The sequence below is a fragment of the Deinococcus koreensis genome (assembly GCF_002901445.1).
Taxonomy (GTDB): domain Bacteria; phylum Deinococcota; class Deinococci; order Deinococcales; family Deinococcaceae; genus Deinococcus; species Deinococcus koreensis.
The window spans coordinates 2,466,765-2,485,436 of the sequence record NZ_PPPD01000001.1 but is presented as its reverse complement, the minus strand read 5'-3'; the positions used below and the strand labels follow the sequence as shown (position 1 = coordinate 2,485,436).

13 protein-coding genes and 1 tRNA gene are annotated in these 18,672 nt (G+C 72.7%); 8 read left to right on the top strand and 6 right to left on the bottom strand.

All coding sequences use genetic code 11. The features are described from left to right. Positions 1-268 precede the first annotated feature (268 nt). Positions 269-1,141, bottom strand: coding sequence for a metallophosphoesterase (locus tag CVO96_RS11720; RefSeq protein WP_103312383.1), 873 nt, complete (start codon positions 1,139-1,141; stop codon positions 269-271). A gap of 115 nt (positions 1,142-1,256) precedes the next feature. Between CVO96_RS11720 and CVO96_RS11715 the strand changes: the two genes are divergently transcribed. The 3 genes from CVO96_RS11715 (at position 1,257) to CVO96_RS21115 (ending at position 2,643) form a co-directional block, all read left to right on the top strand. Further along, on the top strand, positions 1,257-1,541 hold the full coding sequence (locus CVO96_RS11715; RefSeq protein WP_243398326.1) for a hypothetical protein: 285 nt from the start codon (positions 1,257-1,259) through the stop codon (positions 1,539-1,541). Further along, positions 1,538-2,347: a metallophosphoesterase gene (locus CVO96_RS11710; protein ID WP_103312382.1), complete on the top strand. Its 810-nt coding sequence runs from the start codon at positions 1,538-1,540 to the stop codon at positions 2,345-2,347. The genes CVO96_RS11715 and CVO96_RS11710 overlap by 4 nt, the downstream gene beginning before the upstream one ends. Positions 2,348-2,469: 122 nt before the next feature. Continuing rightward, complete coding sequence (locus CVO96_RS21115) at positions 2,470-2,643, top strand: hypothetical protein (protein WP_165795283.1); 174 nt, start codon at positions 2,470-2,472, stop codon at positions 2,641-2,643. Between the two features lie 121 nt (positions 2,644-2,764). Here CVO96_RS21115 and speA read toward each other — a convergent pair whose 3' ends face one another. Next, positions 2,765-4,687 carry a biosynthetic arginine decarboxylase gene (gene speA / locus CVO96_RS11705; RefSeq protein ID WP_165795282.1) on the bottom strand — a complete coding sequence of 641 codons (1,923 nt, stop codon included), beginning with the start codon at positions 4,685-4,687 and terminating at the stop codon, positions 2,765-2,767. 575 nt (positions 4,688-5,262) lie between these two features. After that, positions 5,263-5,338: transfer RNA gene (locus CVO96_RS11700), tRNA-Asp, on the bottom strand. A gap of 446 nt (positions 5,339-5,784) precedes the next feature. On the opposite strand from CVO96_RS11700, the gene CVO96_RS11695 reads away from it, so the two are divergent. From CVO96_RS11695 to CVO96_RS11685, 3 genes are read left to right on the top strand one after another with little or no spacing between them, the layout of a single operon-like run. Next, the gene (locus CVO96_RS11695) at positions 5,785-6,531 is read left to right on the top strand and encodes a M23 family metallopeptidase (RefSeq protein ID WP_243398324.1); all 747 of its coding nucleotides are present in this window, start codon (positions 5,785-5,787) and stop codon (positions 6,529-6,531) included. After that, on the top strand, positions 6,528-7,499 hold the full coding sequence (locus CVO96_RS11690) for a TolB-like translocation protein (protein WP_243398323.1): 972 nt from the start codon (positions 6,528-6,530) through the stop codon (positions 7,497-7,499). Before CVO96_RS11695 ends, CVO96_RS11690 begins: the two co-directional genes overlap by 4 nt. Positions 7,500-7,557: 58 nt before the next feature. After that, positions 7,558-8,598 carry a serine hydrolase domain-containing protein gene (locus CVO96_RS11685; protein ID WP_103312379.1) on the top strand — a complete coding sequence of 347 codons (1,041 nt, stop codon included), beginning with the start codon at positions 7,558-7,560 and terminating at the stop codon, positions 8,596-8,598. Positions 8,599-8,629: 31 nt separating this feature from the next. Here the strand turns inward: CVO96_RS11685 and CVO96_RS11680 are convergent, their stop codons facing one another. The 3 genes from CVO96_RS11680 to CVO96_RS11670 all read right to left on the bottom strand — a co-directional run bounded on the left by CVO96_RS11680 (position 8,630) and on the right by CVO96_RS11670 (position 13,869). After that, entirely contained in the window at positions 8,630-9,679 is a 1,050-nt protein-coding gene (locus CVO96_RS11680; RefSeq protein WP_243398321.1) for a hypothetical protein, read from the bottom strand. Positions 9,680-9,769: 90 nt separating this feature from the next. Then, positions 9,770-12,574: an LPS-assembly protein LptD gene (locus CVO96_RS11675; protein ID WP_243398319.1), complete on the bottom strand. Its 2,805-nt coding sequence runs from the start codon at positions 12,572-12,574 to the stop codon at positions 9,770-9,772. Then, positions 12,571-13,869 carry a SpoIID/LytB domain-containing protein gene (locus tag CVO96_RS11670; protein WP_103312378.1) on the bottom strand — a complete coding sequence of 433 codons (1,299 nt, stop codon included), beginning with the start codon at positions 13,867-13,869 and terminating at the stop codon, positions 12,571-12,573. Before CVO96_RS11670 ends, CVO96_RS11675 begins: the two co-directional genes overlap by 4 nt. 95 nt (positions 13,870-13,964) lie before the next feature. Between CVO96_RS11670 and CVO96_RS11665 the strand changes: the two genes are divergently transcribed. Beyond that, positions 13,965-15,167: an FAD-dependent oxidoreductase gene (locus tag CVO96_RS11665; protein WP_243398317.1), complete on the top strand. Its 1,203-nt coding sequence runs from the start codon at positions 13,965-13,967 to the stop codon at positions 15,165-15,167. A gap of 97 nt (positions 15,168-15,264) precedes the next feature. After that, positions 15,265-18,648, top strand: coding sequence for an ATP-binding protein (locus CVO96_RS11660; protein ID WP_103312377.1), 3,384 nt, complete (start codon positions 15,265-15,267; stop codon positions 18,646-18,648). Positions 18,649-18,672 lie beyond the last annotated feature (24 nt).

The following is an 18,672-nucleotide window of genomic DNA, read 5'->3' as shown; positions in this document are numbered from 1 at the left end:
GCGGGCCCGCACCGGGCGGGCCACTGAGGGCAGCTTACAGGCCCAGTCGAGGGCGCCTTGAAATTTGTTTATAACGTGTGGGTCGATGGGGTTCAGGACGGCATCAGGAAAGTACTTGCATAGCGAAGCAACTAAATCGCTTCTCTCGTGCCACGGGAGACAGGTTCGGCTTCCCTGGCCTCTCCGGCTGCCCTGGTCGTCCGGGCAGAGGGCGTGGACAGGGAAGGCTGGGCGTGAAGACGTGGCGACCAATCCCATTTTCCGGGCCTCAGGCCGGGTGCAGGGTGAGCAGCACGATCTCGGGCGGGCACAGGTTCCGCAGCGGAATGCCGCTGGTGCCCAGGCCCCGGCTGACATAGGCGGGCGTGGCGTGGGCGCCCTCCACCCAGCCCATCGCGTAGCGCTGCCCGTAGCGGCTGGGCACGACCGGCGCGCCGAGCAGTGGCAGGCGCACCTGACCGCCGTGGGTGTGCCCCGACAGCACCAGGCCGGCGGGCCGGGGCAGATCAGGCAGCACGTCCGGATTGTGGCTGACCAGGATGGTGGCCCTCTCCCCCGCGCCCGCCAGCGCCCTGTGCACATCGGGGGTACCGTTCCACAGGTCGTCCACGCCGCCCAGGTGCAGGTCGTCCCGCAGGGTCACGCCCTGATTGCGGAGGATGGGGACGCCGGAGCGGCGGAATTCCTCCTCCAGCGCCGAACGCCGGGGACTCCAGTCGTCGCGGGCCGCCCCGTAATAGACGCTGGCGTACCGTCCGAAACTGCCGTAATCGTGGTTGCCCCACACGCCGTACACGCCCAGCGGAGCGCGCAGCCGGGCCAGTTCCGAGAGCAGGTCGGCCGCGCCCTGGTCGGCGCGGCGGTCGAGCTGATCGCCGCCCAGCAGGATCAGGTCGGGCCGGGCACTCATGGTGGCCTCGACCCAGCGGCGCACCTGCCCAGGCCCCACGTACAGGCCGAAATGCAGGTCGCTCAGGAAGGCCACCCGCACCGGGGCGCGCAGGCCGGGCAGGGGCCGGGTGTGGGAGGTCAGGCCGAGGGTCTGCGCCTGGGCGACCCCCAGGCCACCCGCAGCGGCGAGGGTCAGTCCACCTCCCGTCAGGGCACGCAGGAAGCGGCGGCGGGTCAGGGAACGGGTCATTGGGGCAGCGTATCGTCCCCCGCCATGAGCCACATCCGCCGATAGATGCAGCCCCGTGACGCCGCCTGGGCAGCGCGCGGCCGGGTGCAGAAACTGTAAGGAGGCCAGCGCTACCATGACGGCCATGGTGGCCCCACACGACCCGCAGCAGCTTCTGGTGATCGACGTTCTGGACGAGGATTCCGGCCTGGCCGACGTCGAGGACAGCCAGGGCCGCACCTTCCAGCTGCCCGCCGAGTGGCTGCCCGGCGCGGCCGACGGGGCGGCCTACCGGGTGCAGGTCTCCCCGGCCGGCGTGAGCTTTACGCCCGCCCCCGACGGCGCGCGGCTCATGCGCGAGCGCTCCAAGCAGACGCTGCTGGACTTCAGCGACGAGATCGACCCAGGGGCCGGGGCATGAACCGCCAGGTTCTGATCGTGCCCGACCTGCACGGGCGTCCCGATCTGCTGCGGGCCGTGCTCGACCGCTACCCCGACGCCCATCTGGTGTGCCTGGGCGACGCCATCGACCGGGGGACGCGCTCCATGACCACGGTGGACATGCTGATGGAACTCAGGGCCGCGGGCCGCGCCACGCTGCTGATGGGCAACCACGAGCGCATGGCGCAGGAGGGCATCAAGTGGTACCGCCGCTACCAGGGCACCCACGATCTGGGCGACTACCGCCGCGCCATGGAGGGCTACCAGTGGTGGATGCGGGCGGGCGGCGACACGGTACGCAGCGAACTGGGAGGCCTGACGCTGGAGAAGTTCCCCCCCGCGCTGGAGGCCTACTTGCAGGATCTCAAGCCGGTGGTGTACATCACGGCCGACAACGTCGTCCACGACGAGCCGCCGACCACGCCCAGCCTGCTGGTCGCCCACGCCTCGCCGCCGGTGCATCATCCGGATCACTCCACGCCGAACTCGGCCGCGCTGTGGCTGCGGCCCTTCGAAGGCCCCTTCCCCATGCCGCCGGGGGTCACCTACAGCGTCCACGGGCACACGCCGGTGCAGTCGCCGGCCCGGGTGGGCAACCACCTCTATATCGACCTGGGCGCCCACGAGACCGGCCGCCTGGCGGTCGCCGAGGCCACGCCCTATGGTCTGCCCCAGATCACGGTGCTGTGCGGGCGCGGCGAACCCGGCAAGGCCCGCAAGTACCCGCAGTTCGGCGAGCCCATTCCCGTGCAGGTCGTCGAGCTTCCGGGCACCGCGACCCGCTGAACTGACCCGGCCGTCAGTTTTTAAGTTCCGCTCAAGATTCCTTTGAGTTTCGCCCAACATCTGCTCTGCATGTCTTGAGATGGCCCTGATCTGCCGGGGCGAGCGCCCGAGGACACTGAGGCATGACCCTCATCCTGCTCATGGCCGCTGTGACCCTGCTGATCATGTTGCTGAGCTTCCTGTCGCTGACGCACGAGGAGCGTGAGGTGAACCGCGAGTACCTGCGCCTGCTGGACAGGGGGGCCAGGGACGACCTGTCCGCTGGGGATGAGCCCTCCATTCGCGCCGTCGCATAAATCCTGAGTCCACACATCTGGCCCCTCCCGGAAAGCGAGGGGCCAGTCCTGTGCTCAAGAGAATGAGGTTGGGCATCAGCGGGCTGGGTTTCGGTTCCACCCCGCCCGCACGGGCAGACGCTCAGCTTTCCTCGTACTCCAGATAGGTGTAGCCCAGCAGTTCCTCGCCGTAGTCCTCCAGCAGTTCCTGTTCCTGGCCGGGCGCCAGGGTCTTGGTCTTGAGGGCAGCGTCGGCCTGATCCTCGATGGCGTCGCGCAGCATGGGTTCCTCGTAGCCCATCGACTCGATCATTCGCCGCGCCTTCTGGCCGCGCACGAAGAGGTCGATGTTGAAGCGCCCGCCGGGCCGCACGGTCACGTGGGCCTCGCTGACCTTGCCGAACAGGTTGTGGGCGCTACCCAGCACGTCCTGGTAGGCGCCCATCAGGAAAGCGCCCAGGTAGTAGGGGCGGTCGCCGGGCTCGTGCAGGGGCAGCGTGGCTTTCACGTCGCGCAGGTCGATGAACTTCTCGATCTTGCCATCACTGTCGCAGGTGATGTCCACGATGGTCGCCTGCCGGGTGGGCTTCTCGTTCAGCCGGTCGAGCGGCACGATGGGAAAGAGCGCCTGGATGGCCCAGTTGTCCGGCAGGCTCTGGAACAGCGAGAAGTTGCAGATGTACTTGTCGGCCAGGACTTTCTGCAGATCCTCCAGTTCGTCGGGCACGTACTTCTCGTGCTGGATCAGCTTGGCGATCTTGCGCAGGATGGCGTTGAACAGCGCCTCGCCGCGCGCCCGGTCGGGCAGGGTCACGTAGCCCAGGTCGAAGAGGTTGTGCAGCGTCTGCTTGTCGCCCACCGCGTCGTTGTAGGACTCGCGGTAGTTGCGCCCGGTGATGTTCACCAGGATCTCTTCCATGTCCTTGACGATCTGGTGGCTGTTCTCATCGGCCGGCGCCAGGTCTTCGAGGTCGCGGGTGGGGCCGGTCACGTCCACCACGGGCATGATCAGCACCGCGTGGTGGGCCGTCAGGGCGCGCCCCGACTCCGAGACGATCACCGGATCGGGCACCGACCGGGCCTTGCACACCTCCTGCACGGTGTACACGATGTCGGCGGCGTACTCCTTGACGGTGTAGTTCATGGAGGCGTAGAAGGTCGTCTTGGAGCCGTCGTAATCGACGCCCAGGCCGCCGCCCACGTTCAGGTACTTGAGCTGCGCGCCGGCCGCGACCAATCCCGCGTAGGTCTGGGTGGCCTCGCGCACGGCGACCTTGACGCGGCGGATGTCGGTGATCTGCGAGCCGATGTGGGTGTGCAGCATGACCAGCGTGTCGAGCATGTCCTCTTCGCGCAGCCGCTCCACGACCCGCAGCAGTTCGTAGGCGTTCAGCCCGAACTTCGCTTGATCCCCGCCGGATTCCTCCCACTGCCCCGAACCGCGCGCGTGCAGCTTGAAGCGCACGCCCATGGCCGGGCGCACCCCCAGCGCCTTGGCCTGCTTGAGGATGCGGTCGAGTTCGGAGTACTTCTCGATGGTAATGACGACGTTCTTGCCCAGCGTGCGGCCCCACAGCGCGAGCTTGATGAAGCCGTCGTCCTTGAAGCCGTTGCAGCACAGCAGGGCGTCCGGGTGCATCTTCTGGGCCAGGCACAGCGCCAGCTCGGCCTTGGAGCCGGCCTCCAGGCCGTGCGCGTAGTCGTAGCCGGCGGCAGCCACCGACTCCACGACCACCCGGCGCTGGTTGACCTTGATGGGAAAGACGCCCTGGTAGTGCCCGCCGTAGCCGTACTCCTGAATGGCGGCCTGGAAGGACTCGTTGAGGTGCTTGACGCGCCCGGTGATGACCTGCGGGAAGCGCAGGATCACGGGCAGGCTCTCGCCGCGCTCGACGATCTCGTCGACGATCGATCGCAGCGGGGCGTGCAGGCCGGGGCTGGGCGTCACCTCCACGGCGCCTTTCTCGGAGACGCGGAACCAGCCGCCGCTCCAGTTGGGCACCTGGTACAGCTCGGCAGCGTCGACAGTGGTGAACGGGGTATTCAGGGGATTGGTGGCAGTCACTTCGGGCGTCCTCCTCCGACTTGGGGATAGGCTCGCCGTGCGCGGGGTTCGGAGAGCTGTGGGCACTCAACGGACGCCGTGCGAAACCGGCGCAAATGATACGGCATGGACAGCCCCCTGGTGGTCATGCCGGTTGCCGTTGAAGTGTGAGAAAGGCCCGATCTGGAGCGTCGGCCGGGCGGTGGGGAGGGCACCGCTCGTCCTTCCAAGCTGCGGAGTCCACACAAGCCCTGGCGTGGACAGCGCATCTGTCAGCGACCGACCTCATCAGCACCGGCGCCGTCCACCCGGAGACGGATGCCCCCTGCTCGCGCTCCAGGACGACTGCAAAGTCGCAGGTTGGGGACTCGACGTCTGGGCGGTGGGCGAAGCTCTCATTCTGCTCCCCTCAAAGGGAGCCAAGAACGTGCCAGTTGGGCTCTCCTTGCCTCCCTTCCCAGGAGACTCGCAAAGCTGCACAGCAGAGGGATCGCCTGCAGCGTCACCATCTCCACCACCCAGCTGACTGTGGTTTCTTGCTGCTGCCCGCTGCCCTGCACAACGAAAAAAGCGAGGCGTTCACCTCGCTTCTTCTCTGGCGGTCCGGACGGGATTTGAACCCGCGACCTTCTGCGTGACAGGCAGATATGCTAACCGCTACACTACCGGACCAGCGGACAAGAGACTAAGGGGCGGGGGGCGGGAAGTCAAGCCGGGGGCCGGTTCCGGCAGGGCAACCGCAAAGTTGCAAGCTTCGCCCTGTTTGCCTGGGCTGTGGGCGAACTCCACTGCTCCGCCGCTGTTCCAGTCCGTCATCTTCGGTGCCAGCTTCCCTCCCTGCGGGCTCTGCGAGTTGGGGGGAGCCAAGAACACCATTTGGGTCGGGTCTTCCCTTGACTCCCTTTAAGGGGACTCGGAGAGCTGCGGAGCAGAGGGGTTGACGCAACGTGATCGTACTCACCACTTCCCTGACTTTGCGGTTGCCCGGGGGCCGGTTCCGACCCGGCGCCGCGAAGATTGAGGATTGCCAAAGCCCCCCTGCCGGCAACCGTAGGCGGGGGCACGCCTCTCGGCGCCCCGGTGGGTGAGCATCGGCTATGTCAGCATCGGCTCTCACTGTGCCGCCACCCTCTGGTCGACCCCGGCGGGCGATACTGGGGACGATTCTCGCCGGAAGTGCCCTGCTGGCCGGAGTCGCCGCCGCCCACTACGCGGCCCCGCTGCCCGACGGGGCCGTCGCCCGGCCGGCGCGGCAGTTCGGCCTGCCCTTCGCCGGGGCGCCGGGGCCGGATTCCTGGCTGCTGGGCCAGGGCTACGGCAACACCACGGGCGCGTATCGCCAGCGCCGCAGCACCTACGGCAACCTGCAGGGCATCCACGCCGGGCTGGATTTCAGCGCGCCCTGCGGCACCCCGGTGCGGGCCATCGGGGACGGCGTGGTGGCCGAGGTCGACGGCCCGCACGGCAGCCCCCCGCACAACGTGGTGATCAACCACGCGGGGAACCTGAGCAGTCTGTACGGACATCTGCGGGTGCGCTCCAGCCTGCGGGTCGGGCAGACGGTGAAGCGGGGGCAGGTCATCGGGGAGAGCGGGGACTCGCAGTTCACCTGTGTCAGCGCGCCGCACCTGCACCTGGAACTGCGCGACCGCTCGCACCAGCGCTTTTTCAACCCGCTGCCGTACATCGCCGCCGACTGGGATTCGCTGGCGCTGGCCGGGAATTTCGGCCGGGGCTACGAGTACGACCTCGACGCCCCGCGCCGCTGGCAGACCCCGGACACCCAGCCCGAAGCGAGGCGGGGCGGCGCGCTGCTCAACGAGTTCCGGCGCCCCTGGCCGCCCGCGCCGGGAGGAGCGCGGTGAAGGCCCGCACCCTGCTGGTCGCCGCCGTGCTGAGCACCCTGCCGCCCGCCCAGGCCGCCACGCTGCCCTCGGCGCCGGTGCTGAGCGGCACGTGCTGCCCCGGCACCGTCTGGACACCGGATTCGCGGGCGCTGCTCTTTCTGGACGGCCCCCCGGCCCGCGCCAGCACCGGCATCTACAGCGTGCCGGCGGGGGGCGGAGCGGTGACCCGGCGCTTCTCCAGCGTGGCCTTCTACTCGCCGCGCCTGCGCTGGGCAGTGCGGCCCGGCAGTGGCGACGCCACCACCCTGCAGCGCCTCTCGGACGGCCGGACGTTCACCCTGCCCACCCGGGGCGGCGACGTGGTGTGGTCGCCCTCGGAGGCCCGGGTGGCCTACGCGCGCAGCGACACCACCGGCAACTTCGACCGCCGCACCACCCGCGTGTACGTGGCCGACGTGTTCGGTGCCCCGCGCCAGGTGGCGACCGTGTACGGCGGCGGGCCGAGCGCCTGGCTGAGCGAGCAGACCCTGCTGCTGAGCGGCAAGGCCAGCGCGGGCGGCCGTGACCGCGAGCTGTTCACGCTGAACGTGCAGACCGGCGCCCGCAAGACCCTGCGCTCGGCCCTGGGCTTCCGCTCGGTGGCCGCCAGCCCCGACGGCAAGCGCGTGATGTACACGGTGGCCTTCGACTCGGCTGCCCGCAACGGCCTGTGGCTGCAGGACACGGCCGGGGGCGCGCCCCGCGAGTTGCAGGCCTTCGGTTCCTACCGCTGGCGCGACGCCCGGAGAGTGCTGCTCATTCCCCTGCAACCGGGCGGCGGCCCCCACGTCCTGCGGCAGTACGACGTGAGCACGGGCGCCTGGACGACCCTGGGCGACCTGGGCGACCAGGTGCGCCAGGGCGACTGGTCGGTGAGCCCCGACGGCACGAGGGTGAGCTACCTGAGCGCGAAGGACGGCAACGTGTGGGTGCTGCGCCTGCCCTGAGGTAGGCGAGGCGCCGACACCAGCGACGGGCCCGACCTGGACGCTCTACCCTGCCCCCATGTTCCGCAAAGACCCGTTGAAGCTGGCGCTGGAGGAGGTGGCCGAGGTACTGGGTACGGAGACCCGCCCCCTGCTGGGTCTGGCCCGCTCGGTCTATCGGCGCGGCGGGGTGCTGGGCGTGCAGCGGGTCGGACGACGGGTGGTCGTGGGCCTGGGGGGCGTGCCTGCTGGGGGCGTGTTCGAGCTGGCGAGCGTGACCAAGCCCTTCACGGCGGCGCTGGCCGACGCGCTGGTGCGGGCTGGCCGGCTGGAATGGGAGGCGCCGCTCTCCCGGCTGGGTGGGGCGCTGCGGAGGCTGCCCCCGGGCCTGAATGCCCTGAACCTGGCCACCCATACGGCGGGCCTGCCCGCGCATCCGGCCCGCGTGGTCTTCACGTCCATGACCCGCTTCTCCGACCCCTACGGCCCGCTGAGCGTGCCCGGCGTGCTGGGCAGTGCGCGGCGCTGGGCCAGGCCGGGGCCACAGGCGCGCTTCGGGTACTCGAACCTCGGGGTGGGCGTGCTGGCCCTGGCGCTGGCCCAGGCCGCCGGCGAGGAGGTCAGCGCGGCGGGCTACGGCCGCGCCCTGGAAGGCTTCGTGAGCGGCCCACTGGCCCTGGGCGTGGCCCTGCGCCCCCCGGCGAACGTGGTGAGCCCGGTCAGCCTGCTGGGCGGCGGGAACCTGACCGGCTTCGGGCCGCTGGCCGGCGCGGGGGGACTGTTCGGCCCGGCGGCCGATCTGCTGGCCTTCGCACAGGCCCATCTGGACGGCCGGGCGGGAGAGCACTGGCAACGGCGCCGGCACCCACCCGGCCTGCCCCCGCACCTGAGCGGCGTGGCGCCGGGCTGGTTCATCTCGGGCAGACAACCGGATCAGGCCGTGTGGTGGCACGACGGGCTGGCGCGGGGCACCCGCACGGCCCTGGGCTTCTGCCCGGCGTCCGGGGCGTCGGTGGTGATCCTGGCGCGGGGAGGGGCGCCCCTGCTGGGCCTCAGGAGCGGCGTGCCCAGCCTGCTGCTCGCCCTGCTGGGCGGATCGGGCGGCCCGGGCAGCGTCTGATCCACCCCCGCTGGAACTGGCCCTGGGGCGGTTACGGCACCAGCCAGGTCACGGCGCGGGCGTCGTTCAGGCCGGTGAGCAGGGTGCGGGGGCGCCAGTTGCCCTGGCTCAGGCCGGGCACCGTGTCGTAACGGGTCAGGGTCGTGCCGGTCAGGGCGTACAGGAAGCCGTCGGGGGCCAGGGTCAGGTCGCGCAGGTCGCGCAGGGAATCGACGGTCGCGGCGCCCGTGGCCACGCCGTCCCAGACCAGCAGGGGCTGGGCCGAGGCACTGGGCTGGTCGCTGCGCCAGGCGGCCAGCAGGGCACGCGTGCCGGCCGCGCCGCTCCACAGCCGGTCGATCCGGCCCTGCCCGAAGGCCCCGATGGTCGTGGCGGCGTCGGGCTCGCCGCTGGCCTTGAGGCGCTGCACGCCGCTGTCGGTGGCGGCCACGACCCCCGCCGCGTAGGGGGCCAGATCCCGCAGCGCCGGGGTGGGGAGCGGCGTGCTGACCTCGGCGCGGGCGGCGCCGGCGCTGGTCTGGGCGGCGCGCATCACCTCACTGCCGCCGCCCACGCGGGGCCGCGCGACCAGCCCGACATCCCCGAGCACCGCCAGCCGGATCGGCGGGGTGTCGCTGCCCGGGCTGGGGGGCAGGTAGGGGGGCAGCGTGGCCGTCCAGACCAGCGTGCCGTTCTCGCGGTACAGGGCGAGCTGCTGCGGGCCGTTGGGGCAGGCGCTGAGGGTCAGCAGACGGTCGCGGGCCGCGCTGGCCGCCGTCTGGATCAGGCAGACCGGCGTGAAGCCCGGCGCAGCGAAGGGCTGCGGGTCGGCCAGATCGGTGTTGCGGCTCTCGATGCCGCCTGTGCCCGTCAGGGCCAGGCGCCGCCCGCTGGGCAGGGTGTCCAGGCTCACGCCGCCGGTCAGGGCCGCGCTGCCGTTGTCGGTGACCGGCGTGGCGCTGGTGTCGGCCTCCGGCGTGACCGCGCGCAGCAGCCCCCCCCCATTGGTGAGGACGGCCAGACGCAGGGTGGAGGTCACTTCCTCGGTGCCGGTGCAGGCCGCCAGCAGGAGGGGCAGGATCAGGAAGGCGCTTCGTTTCACGGTCGGGAACCTCCGGGACGGGCGGGCTGGGCTGTGGTCTGAGCTGTGGTCTGAGCTGTGGGGTGAACTGTGGTCTGGGCCGGGGGGGGCTCAGGGGCGGGTGGGCAGCAGCGGCACTTCGAAGCCCGTGCCGATCAGGTCGAACAGTGGGTACTGGGTCTGACCCGGCAGGCCGACGGACAGCCGGTAGCGCTTGAGCCCCAGATCGGCCTCGGCCTGCAGCGCCCAGCAGCAGCGGTCGATGGTCAGGCCCAGCACGGGCGAGAGGGGCGTGGGGTTCTGGCGCACGCCGTCCACCCAGGTAAAGCTCTGGCGCAGGCTGGCGGTCACGTAGGCGCCGGGCCGCTCGCCCTGGCGCCCGATCCCCACGCTGAAGCGCACGGGGTCGAGCTGCAGGGTGTCGGTGGCCACGTCGGCCGGGTAAGTGCCGCTGCGGGTGCGGGTATACAGCGCCCGGCCCGAGAGCGCGGCGCGGCTGCCGAACTGCCAGTTGGCGTCCAGATCGGCGCGCGCCAGCTCGGTGCGGGGCTGATCCAGCCCGGCCACGTTCACGGCGGCGCTCAGGGCCAGCCGCTGATCCGGGCGGGTGGCGCTCAGCGAGCCCGAGAGGGTCGGGCGGGTGAAGCCGCCACGCACCAGATCGTAGGGGCCGCCGTAGGTGACCTGCCAGGCATTCGCGCTGCCGCTCACCGTGCCCACGCTGTAGGTCACGGTGCCGCTGTCGGTGGCGGTGGCCGGGCGGGTGAGCAGCAGGTCGTGTGTGGTCGAGAACTGGTAGCGGCTCCGCCAGATGATCTTGACGTCCCCGACCACCCGCCCGGTGGGCACGAACAGCTTCTCGGAGGCCGTGAAGGAGACCGGGTTGAGCACCGTGTCCTGGGTCGGGGACGCGCTGATGGTCACTCCGACCTCGTCGAGCTGCGGCTTCTGGATGTTGTGGGTGGCGTACACCGAGAAGGAGTTGGTGCGGGCGTCCCCGGTGACCGTGGCGCGCAGCGTGAAGGGCGCAAACCCCGTGGCGCGGGCGTAGGAGCCGTTGGCACTGAGGGTCAGGTTCGGCGCGGGCCAGCGGCTGGAGCGCGAGTAGTACGCCCCCCGGGCGGGCGCGGCGGGCGTGTCGGCGCTGGCAGGTCGGGCGGGCTGCGCCGGCACCAGCGTCCGTGCGCCGGACTGCGGATCGCTCAGGGTGGCGCTGTACGAGAAGCTCTCCAGCTCCTTGCTCAGGGGGTTGTAGGTGAGCTGCGAGTTCAGGTTCAGCGGCACGCGGGTCACGTCCAGCGTGAAGGTCGCCGGGCGCTGCTGATCGGGGGTCAGGAACAGGTCACGGGTGTACGAGACCCCGAAGCGCACGTCTCTGACCGGCACGGTGCTCAGGGTCAGGCCCAGCGGCGCGCTGATACGGCGGGGGCTGCGGCCGTCGGCGTCGAAGGCGAAGGGACTGGTGCCCTCGGTGCGCGAGTAGCCGGCGCTGGCGCTCAGGGTGTTGGTGACGTTGAAGCGCTGCGTGAGCTGGGCGCCCAGGTTCAGCTGCACGGTGCGCGCCCCGGTGCCGTAGTAGCGCCCGGAGAAGGTGTTGCTCAGGCTCAGGTCGGCGTTCCGCCAGGGCTGCGCCGTGTAGGCCAGGGTGTGGCTCTCCTCCAGCCGGGTGGTGGTGATGTTCACGCCCTGCGCGGAGGCGCTGCGCGACAGAGGGTTGCTCTGGCCGGTGTAGCGCCCGGCGCTGAAGCGGACGTCGGCGCTGAAGTTGCCGCGCGTGTACGGCTTGGGATCGAGGACGACCTCGGGGGTTCTGAGGGGCGTACCCAGGCCCGTGGTGGGGGCCGGCCCGTAGCGATCCACGTAGTTCAGCTCGGCCGTGAACAGCGGGTAGTCCACCTTGGCCCCGAAATTCACGCTCGTCACGCCCCGCTCGGGATCGGTCAGCGGCCGGCCGATGTCGCGCCGGGTCACGCTCAGGGTGTAGTCCAGGTCGCGCAGGGCCAGCGAGAGGGGCACGCGCCCGGTCACGCTGAAGTCCAGATCCAGATCGTCGCCGACCTGCTGCACCGTGCCCACGAAGGGGCGGGGGCTGACCAGGGTGTAGAGGTTCACCCGGTCGACGAAGGGCAGCGGGGCGTAGGAGCGCAGCGCCACGCCGAAGCCCACGCTGGGATTGCGGTTCTGGTAGTAGCGGATCAGCGTGGTGCCCAGCGTGCTCGCCCCGATGGAAAAGGGCAGGTCGGCCTCGACTGTCAGGCCGTCGGGCGCGCCCTGGCCGATCTGCAGCCGGGGCTGGCGTTCGGGGTCGTTCAGGGGCAGCACCACCACCGGCAGGAACAGCACGGGCACGTCGGCCAGCAGCAGCTGGGCGCGGTAGGCCACCAGCCGGTCGCCAGGATACACGATCAGCCGCTCGGCGCGGAAGGCGTAGTCGTTGGGCGTGCGGCCGCAGCGCGCGCAGGTGGTGAAGTAGCCCCCGGTGGCGCGCAGCTGCCCCGGAATGCGCTCGATCTCCTGGCCGCGGATCTCCAGGTCGTCGTCGCTGATCAGCACGTCCTGGCCGGTGACCTGCTCGTCGCCCAGGTCGACCACCAGGTTCTCGCCGGCCAGCACCTGGCCGTCCTTGGCGCTGCGATAGGTGGCCGCGCCGACCAGCGTCAGGGTGCGGCGGGTGCGGTTGAACTCGACCCGTTTGGCGCGCACGACGTCGTCATCGACCCGCAGTTCCACGTTCTCGCCGGAGATGACCACCAGTTCCTGCTCGTCCAGGCGGCGCAGTTCCAGCGTGTCGGCGCTCACGATCCGCACTGTGCGGGCCTCGGCCGCGCCCACCAGTCCCGTGCCCAGCAGGCCCAGCGTGAGCAGCGCCGTGTGGGTCAGCCGCCGCAGCCGGCCGGGCCGGCGGGCGCGGCTCACAGCCCGCCTCCCTGCGACGGCTGGCCGTTCTGCACAGCCAGGGGAGCGTCCGGGGCCTGGGGAACGCGGGGCAGCGGACGGAAGGCGGCCAGGGTGGCCCCGCCCGGCCGCCTTCCCGCCAGCACGCTCAGGCTGGTGCCGGGGTAGTAGAACCCGAGCACGTGCAGGTGGTCGTAGCCCGCCCGCGCCAGGCCCAGCGCGCCGTACTGCGAGAGGCCCACACCGTGCCCGGCGCCGCTGCCCTCGACCAGCAGCGGGCCGCCCGAGGCCAGGGCCGCGCCGCTCAGGGTCACGCGGGAGCTGGCCGCCCCCAGCGAGCGCACGAAACCGCCGGCATTCGCGCCCTTCAGGCTGCCGCTGCCCGACGCGCCGCTCAGGGTGATCTCCAGCGGCCGGCCCGAGGGGCTCAGGCGCGAGATCACCACGTCCCGCAGGGGGCCGAGCTTCAGGCCGTAGCGCGCCGCGACCTCCTGCACCCTGGCCGGGGAAACCTCCAGCCGCCAGCGGGCGCGCGGGCTGCCGGCCGAGAAGGGGTCGGCCTGCGCGGGCAGATACGGCAGCTCGGTGCCCCAGACCTCGGCGCTGGAGGCGGTGTAGCCCCCGGAGTCGGCGCTGAAATAGGTGCGGGCCGGGCGGTTCCCGTAGGCGAGAACCTGAGCGCGCGTGGCGCTGACCGCCGCGTCCGACTGGGGTTTCTCGGCGCTCAGGCCGGGGTAGACCTGGCAGCTCTCGGTAGCGCAGGTGTCGTAGGGGGCCGCCGGATTCACGCGGGCCGCCACGTAGGTACGCGCGATGACGGCCTGGGCGCCCAGCGCCGCCGCCGGCCACGACACGGGCATCTCGGCCGGCACCACGCCGCGCAGGTAGTCCTCGATGTCCAGCACGTTGATGGCCTGGACGCCGCCGCCCTCGGCACGCAGCTGCACGCCGCCCCGGTAGCGGCGGCCGGCGACCTCGACCACGCTGCCGGGGCTGGGCGGCAGGTACAGCGCCGCAGCGCCGGCGTCCTGACCGTTCAGCGTCAGGCGGCCGTCCAGCACGCCGACCGTCCAGGCGGCCATCGGCAGCGCGGCCGGAGCGCCCAGCGCACTGCCCGGCAGGGCCGAGGCGGGCAGGGCCCGGGCCAGGGGGCCGACGGGCGCCGCGGGGCTGGGCACCCCCACCGTGAGCTGCGGGGCCGCGGCGACCAGCACCCGGACGTTCAGGGCCTGCGCGCCGTGAGGCAGGGCCAGCAGCCCGGACAGGGCGGCCAGGGCCAGGGGAGCAGGGGGGCGGGAACGCGGCAGGCAACGCATCTTCGCGAGTATACGCAGCCTCGCCGCGCAGCCATCTGACAGGAAGGTGAGACCCACGCCCCTGAAGTGGCCTGCCAGGCGGCATGATGCCTCTCATGTCGCTTGAGAAGCCGCCCGCACAGCCGGGCCAGGTCTGGGCCCATGTCGGCCAGCCCTTCGTGGGCCGCGAGTACGACCTGATCGTGCTGGGCGCGGGCCGCATGGGCGCCGCCTGCGCGCTCTACCTGCGCCGGCTCGCGCCCCGGCGGTCGCTGCTGCTGATCGAGGAGGGGGGCCTGCCCAACGAGGACGGCGCCACCCTGCTCTCGCCCGGCGTGTGGTCGGCACTGACGGTGCCGCCGGAGCGGCGGGCCGAGGCCCAGTGGACGCGGGCCCAGCTGGCCGGCGCCCTGGCGCCCGACCCCTCCCTGAACCTCTCCTTCCAGGCGCGGCCCCTGCTGGAGCTGGCGGCAGCCGGCGGAGCGGGCTGGGAAGCGGTGCTGGACGTGCTGGGACGTGATCCCGCGCCCACGCTGCCCGCCGGTCTGGCCGACCTGCAGGCCCTCCCCTGGGCGCGGCTGGACGCGCAGGCCGCCCGCTACCGCCCCGGCGCCCTGGCCCTCGCCTGCGCCCAGGCGGCCATCGGCGCGGGCGCCGACCTGATGCTGAACGCCCGCGCGCACCTGGATGGGGGCGGCGTGGGCATCGAGCGGCTGAGCGTCACGAACACGCACCAGATCGTCGTGCACGAAACGCACCGGCTGCGTGCCGGGCGGGTCGTGGTGGCGCTGGGCGCGGCCGGCCCCGGCACCGTCGAGCACGACCTGGGGCTGCACACCACCCACGCCCGCGCGTACCGGCAGTTCCCGCGGCTGAATCACCCCAGCACCGAGCAGACGCCCACGCTGCGCGCGGCGGGCCTGACCCTGCGCCCACAGCACGGCGGCTTCACGCTGGTGCCGGCCATCCACCACCGCGACCCGGCCGGCTACGAGCCCGGCGGCGGCCGGCTGACCGGCGTGCCCACGGGGCTGCGCCGCGAGACCCTGGAAGACCTGGTGGCCGCCATGGACGCCCTGCCCGCCCTGGCCACCGGCGCCCTGGAGCTGGGCCGCAGCCTGATGGACGTGCCCGGCGCCTGGTTCGCCCTGCCGGGCGGCGACCCGGACGGCCTGCCCCGGCACGAGGAGGTCGCCCCGGGCGTCCACCTGCTGCTGGGCGGCCCGCACGCCGACACGCTGGGCCTCGCGGTGGCCTACGACCTGGCGGCGACGGTGGCAGGCACCCAGCAGCGGCCGTGGGCGGGGCGCCCGGGCTGAGTGCCCGAAACCGGGACTCCTCCGCACCCAGGAGGCTTCGTTCCGGCCCACGGGCATCCTGGCTGACAGGTCTGGCCCGGCCGCAGTACGCTGGATCATGACCCCGCTGCCGTGGCATTACGCGCTGCTGGGCCCGCCCGAACTGAGCGGGCCGGAGGGACAGCGGCTGCGTCTGGAGCGCAAGGCGGCCGCGCTGCTGGCCTACCTGGCGCTGGAAGGCCCGACCCACCGCGCCCGCCTGGCCGGGCTGCTGTGGCCCGAGACCCGCGAGGCCAGCGCCCGCAACAACCTCGTGCAGCTGCTGCGCAAGCTGCGCCTCGCGCTGGGCCGCGAGCTGGTGCAGGGGGCCGAGCTGCTGGGGCTCTCGCCAGGGCTGGAGACCGACGCCCTGCAGGCCCGCGACGCCTTCACGCGCGGGCAGTACGCCGAGCTGGCGGCGTTCGGCGGCGAGCTGCTCGCCGGCTTCTCCTACGACGACTGCCCCGATCTGGAGGACTGGCTGCTGGCCGAGCGCGAACGCTGGCGGGAATGGCGCGCCACCGCCGCGCGCGAGGAATCGGCCCGCCTGGAACGCGAGGGGGACTACGGCGGTGCCCTGGAGCGCGCCCGCGCCCTGCTTGACCTCGACCCCCTCTCGGAAGAGGCGTGGCGCCGCCTGATGCGCCTGCTGTACCTGCGCGGCGACCGCCCGGCGGCGCTCGACGCCTACCGGCGCTGCGAGGCGCTGCTGCGCCGGGAGTTCGGCGTCGAGCCCCTGCCGGAGACCCGGGCGCTGCTGCTCGACATCGAGCGCGGCGTGGTGGAGGTTCCGGCCCGGCCCGGCCCCCCGGGAGTCATCCCGCTCGCCACCCTGCGCCCGCCGGCCCTGGTCGGCCGGGAACGCGAATGGGCCCGCATGGAGGAGGCCTGGCGTGCGGGTCAGGTGATCTTCCTGTGCGGCGAACCGGGCTCCGGCAAGAGCCGGCTGGCCCGCGACTTCGCCGCCAGCAAGGGCGAGGTGCTGTTCCTGGAAGGCCGGCCCGGCGACCTGGAGCAGCCCTACGCCACGGCCGCCCGCAACCTGCGTGCCCACCTCGCACGCTGCCCCGACGTGACGCTGGAGTCCTGGGAACGGCGCGAACTCGCGCGCATCCTGCCGGAGCTGGCCGGGCCGGAGCCGGAGACCGCGCCCCTGCTGAGCGAGGCCGACACCCTGCGCTTCAAGCAGGCCACCCTGAACCTCGTGCGCCGCACCTGTGAGGGCCTGGCCGCCATGGTCACCGACGACATGCAGTATTTCGACCCGGCCTCCTCCGACTTCGGGGCCTTCATGATGTCGGCCGCCTTCCCGCTGGGGCAGCCGGGGGGCCTGCCGCACTTCATCGACACCTACCGCCGGGGCGAACTCGCGCCGGAGGTCGAGCAGAGCCTGGGGCAGCTCGTGGCGGCCGGGATCGCGGTGGTCATCGACCTGCCCCCCCTGCAGGGCGGGGCCGTCGACGACCTGCTCGATCACCTGGGCGTGCCCGGGTCGCCCGAGCTGCGCGGCGGCCTGCAGCGCTACGCCGGCGGCAATCCGCTGTTCCTGCTGGAGACCGTCAGGCACCTGATCGAGACGGGCCAGCTGGAGCGCGGGCTGCCCCCCGGCCTGCCGCCCCCCGGCCGGGTGGGCCCGCTGCTCGCCCGGCGCCTGGAACGCCTCTCGTCGCCGGCCCTGCAGGCCGCGCGCGCCGCCGCCGTGCTGCAGAGCGACTTCGACCTCGAGCTGGTCGCCGGCGTGCTGCACGCGCCGCTGCTGGAGCTGCTGGGCGCCTGGGAGGAGCTGGAGGCGGCCCAGATCATCCACGGTAACCGCTTTTCCCACGATCTGGTCTACGAGGCCGTGCGGGAGGGCACCTCGGCCTCGGTGCGCCAGCTGCTGCACCGGGCGGCGGCGCGCACCCTGGCCGAGCGAGGGGGCCACGCCGCGCGGGTGGGGCAGCACTGGCTGCAGGGAGGAGATTTCCGGCAGGCGGCGCCCTGGCTGCTGCGGGCCGCGCAGGCGGCGTTCAGTACCCTGAGGCTGCTGGAGGCGGCCGAGTTCTACCGCCAGGCCGCCGAGGCCTGGCAGCGCGCCGACGACCCCGCCGCGGCCTTCAGCGCCTGGGCCGCCCGCGCCGAGGCGCTGGGCCACCTGGACGACCGCGCCGCCCGCCAGGGCGCGCTGGACGAGCTGTTCGCGCACGCCCGCACGCCGTTGGAGCGTGCCCGCGCCTGGCAGCTGCAGGCCGAACTGCACATCGCCTTCGCCGAGGCCGCCGAGACCCGGCAGGCGGCGGCCCAGGGGCTGGCGGCACTCTCGGAGACCTTTCAGGACACGCCGGCCGTCCGCGAGCAGCGCGCCAACCTGGAGGCCTGTGCGGGCAGCGCGCTGTGGCTGCAGGGGCAGATGCCGGAGGCGGCCCAGGCCCTGCGCCGGGCGGTGACGGCGCTCTCGGCGCTGGGCGAGTCGCAGAGCCTGGCGGCCAACCTGAGCAACCTCGCGGCGGTGCTCGACCACCTGGAGGAACACGCCGAGGCGACCGGGCTCCACCGCCGCGCCTGCGAGCTCTTCGAGCGCAGCGGCCACCTGCCGGAGCTGAGCGCCACGCTGTACAACCTCTCGGTCAGCCTGCTCGACCAGGGCCAGGCGAGAGCAGCCCTGCACGCCGCCCAGCGCGCCCACGAGATCGAATCCCGCACCGACGGCGATCCCGGCAACGCCGCGCTGGGCCACGCCAATCTGGGCCAGGCCTACGCCAGCCTGGGGCACTACGGCCAGGCCCTGCGCCACCTCTCCCTGGCCCGCGCCGCCGCCCGCCCGGACAGCTGGCACGCCGGCTACCTGCCGACCCTGGCCGCCGAAGTCTGGCTGGCCCTGGGGCAGGTCGACCGGGCCGCCGCCGACCTCGCCACGGCGCAGGACTGGCCGGGCGTGCCCGGGGCCTACCGCTCGCGCACGCTGGTCGCGCACGGCCTGCTGGCCGCCCGGCGGGGCGAAGATCCGGGCGAGGTGCTGAGCGAAGCCGAGGAGCTGCTGGGCGTCCAGCCGCGCCCGCTGGCCCAGGCCCGCGTGTGGCTGGCCAGCGCCCTCACGGCGCCCCCCGAGGAGGGTCTGGCGCTGGCCCGTGGCGTCTGCACGGTCGCCCGCACCCGGGGCCTGGGCGGCATGGAGACCGCGGCCCATGTCCGCGCCGCGCAGGCCCTGCTCGCCCTGCGCCGACCGGCCGAGGCCCTGCCGCACGCCCGGGCCGCCCAGCACCTGCTGCAGACCCTGGAGGCCGTGGTGCTCAGCCGGGGCGAGGCCCTGTTCACGGTCGCCCGGGCGCTGGCACTGGCCGACGAACCGGACGCAGCGCAGGCGCTGGCCGACGCCCGGGGGTGGATCGCCGCCACGGCCGAGGCCCATGTCCCGGCGGAGTTCCGCAGCAGCTTCCTGAACCGCTTTCCGGAGACCCAGTGGCTGGATCACGCCCGGTCGTGACCGGGGGGCCGTGACCGGGTGAGG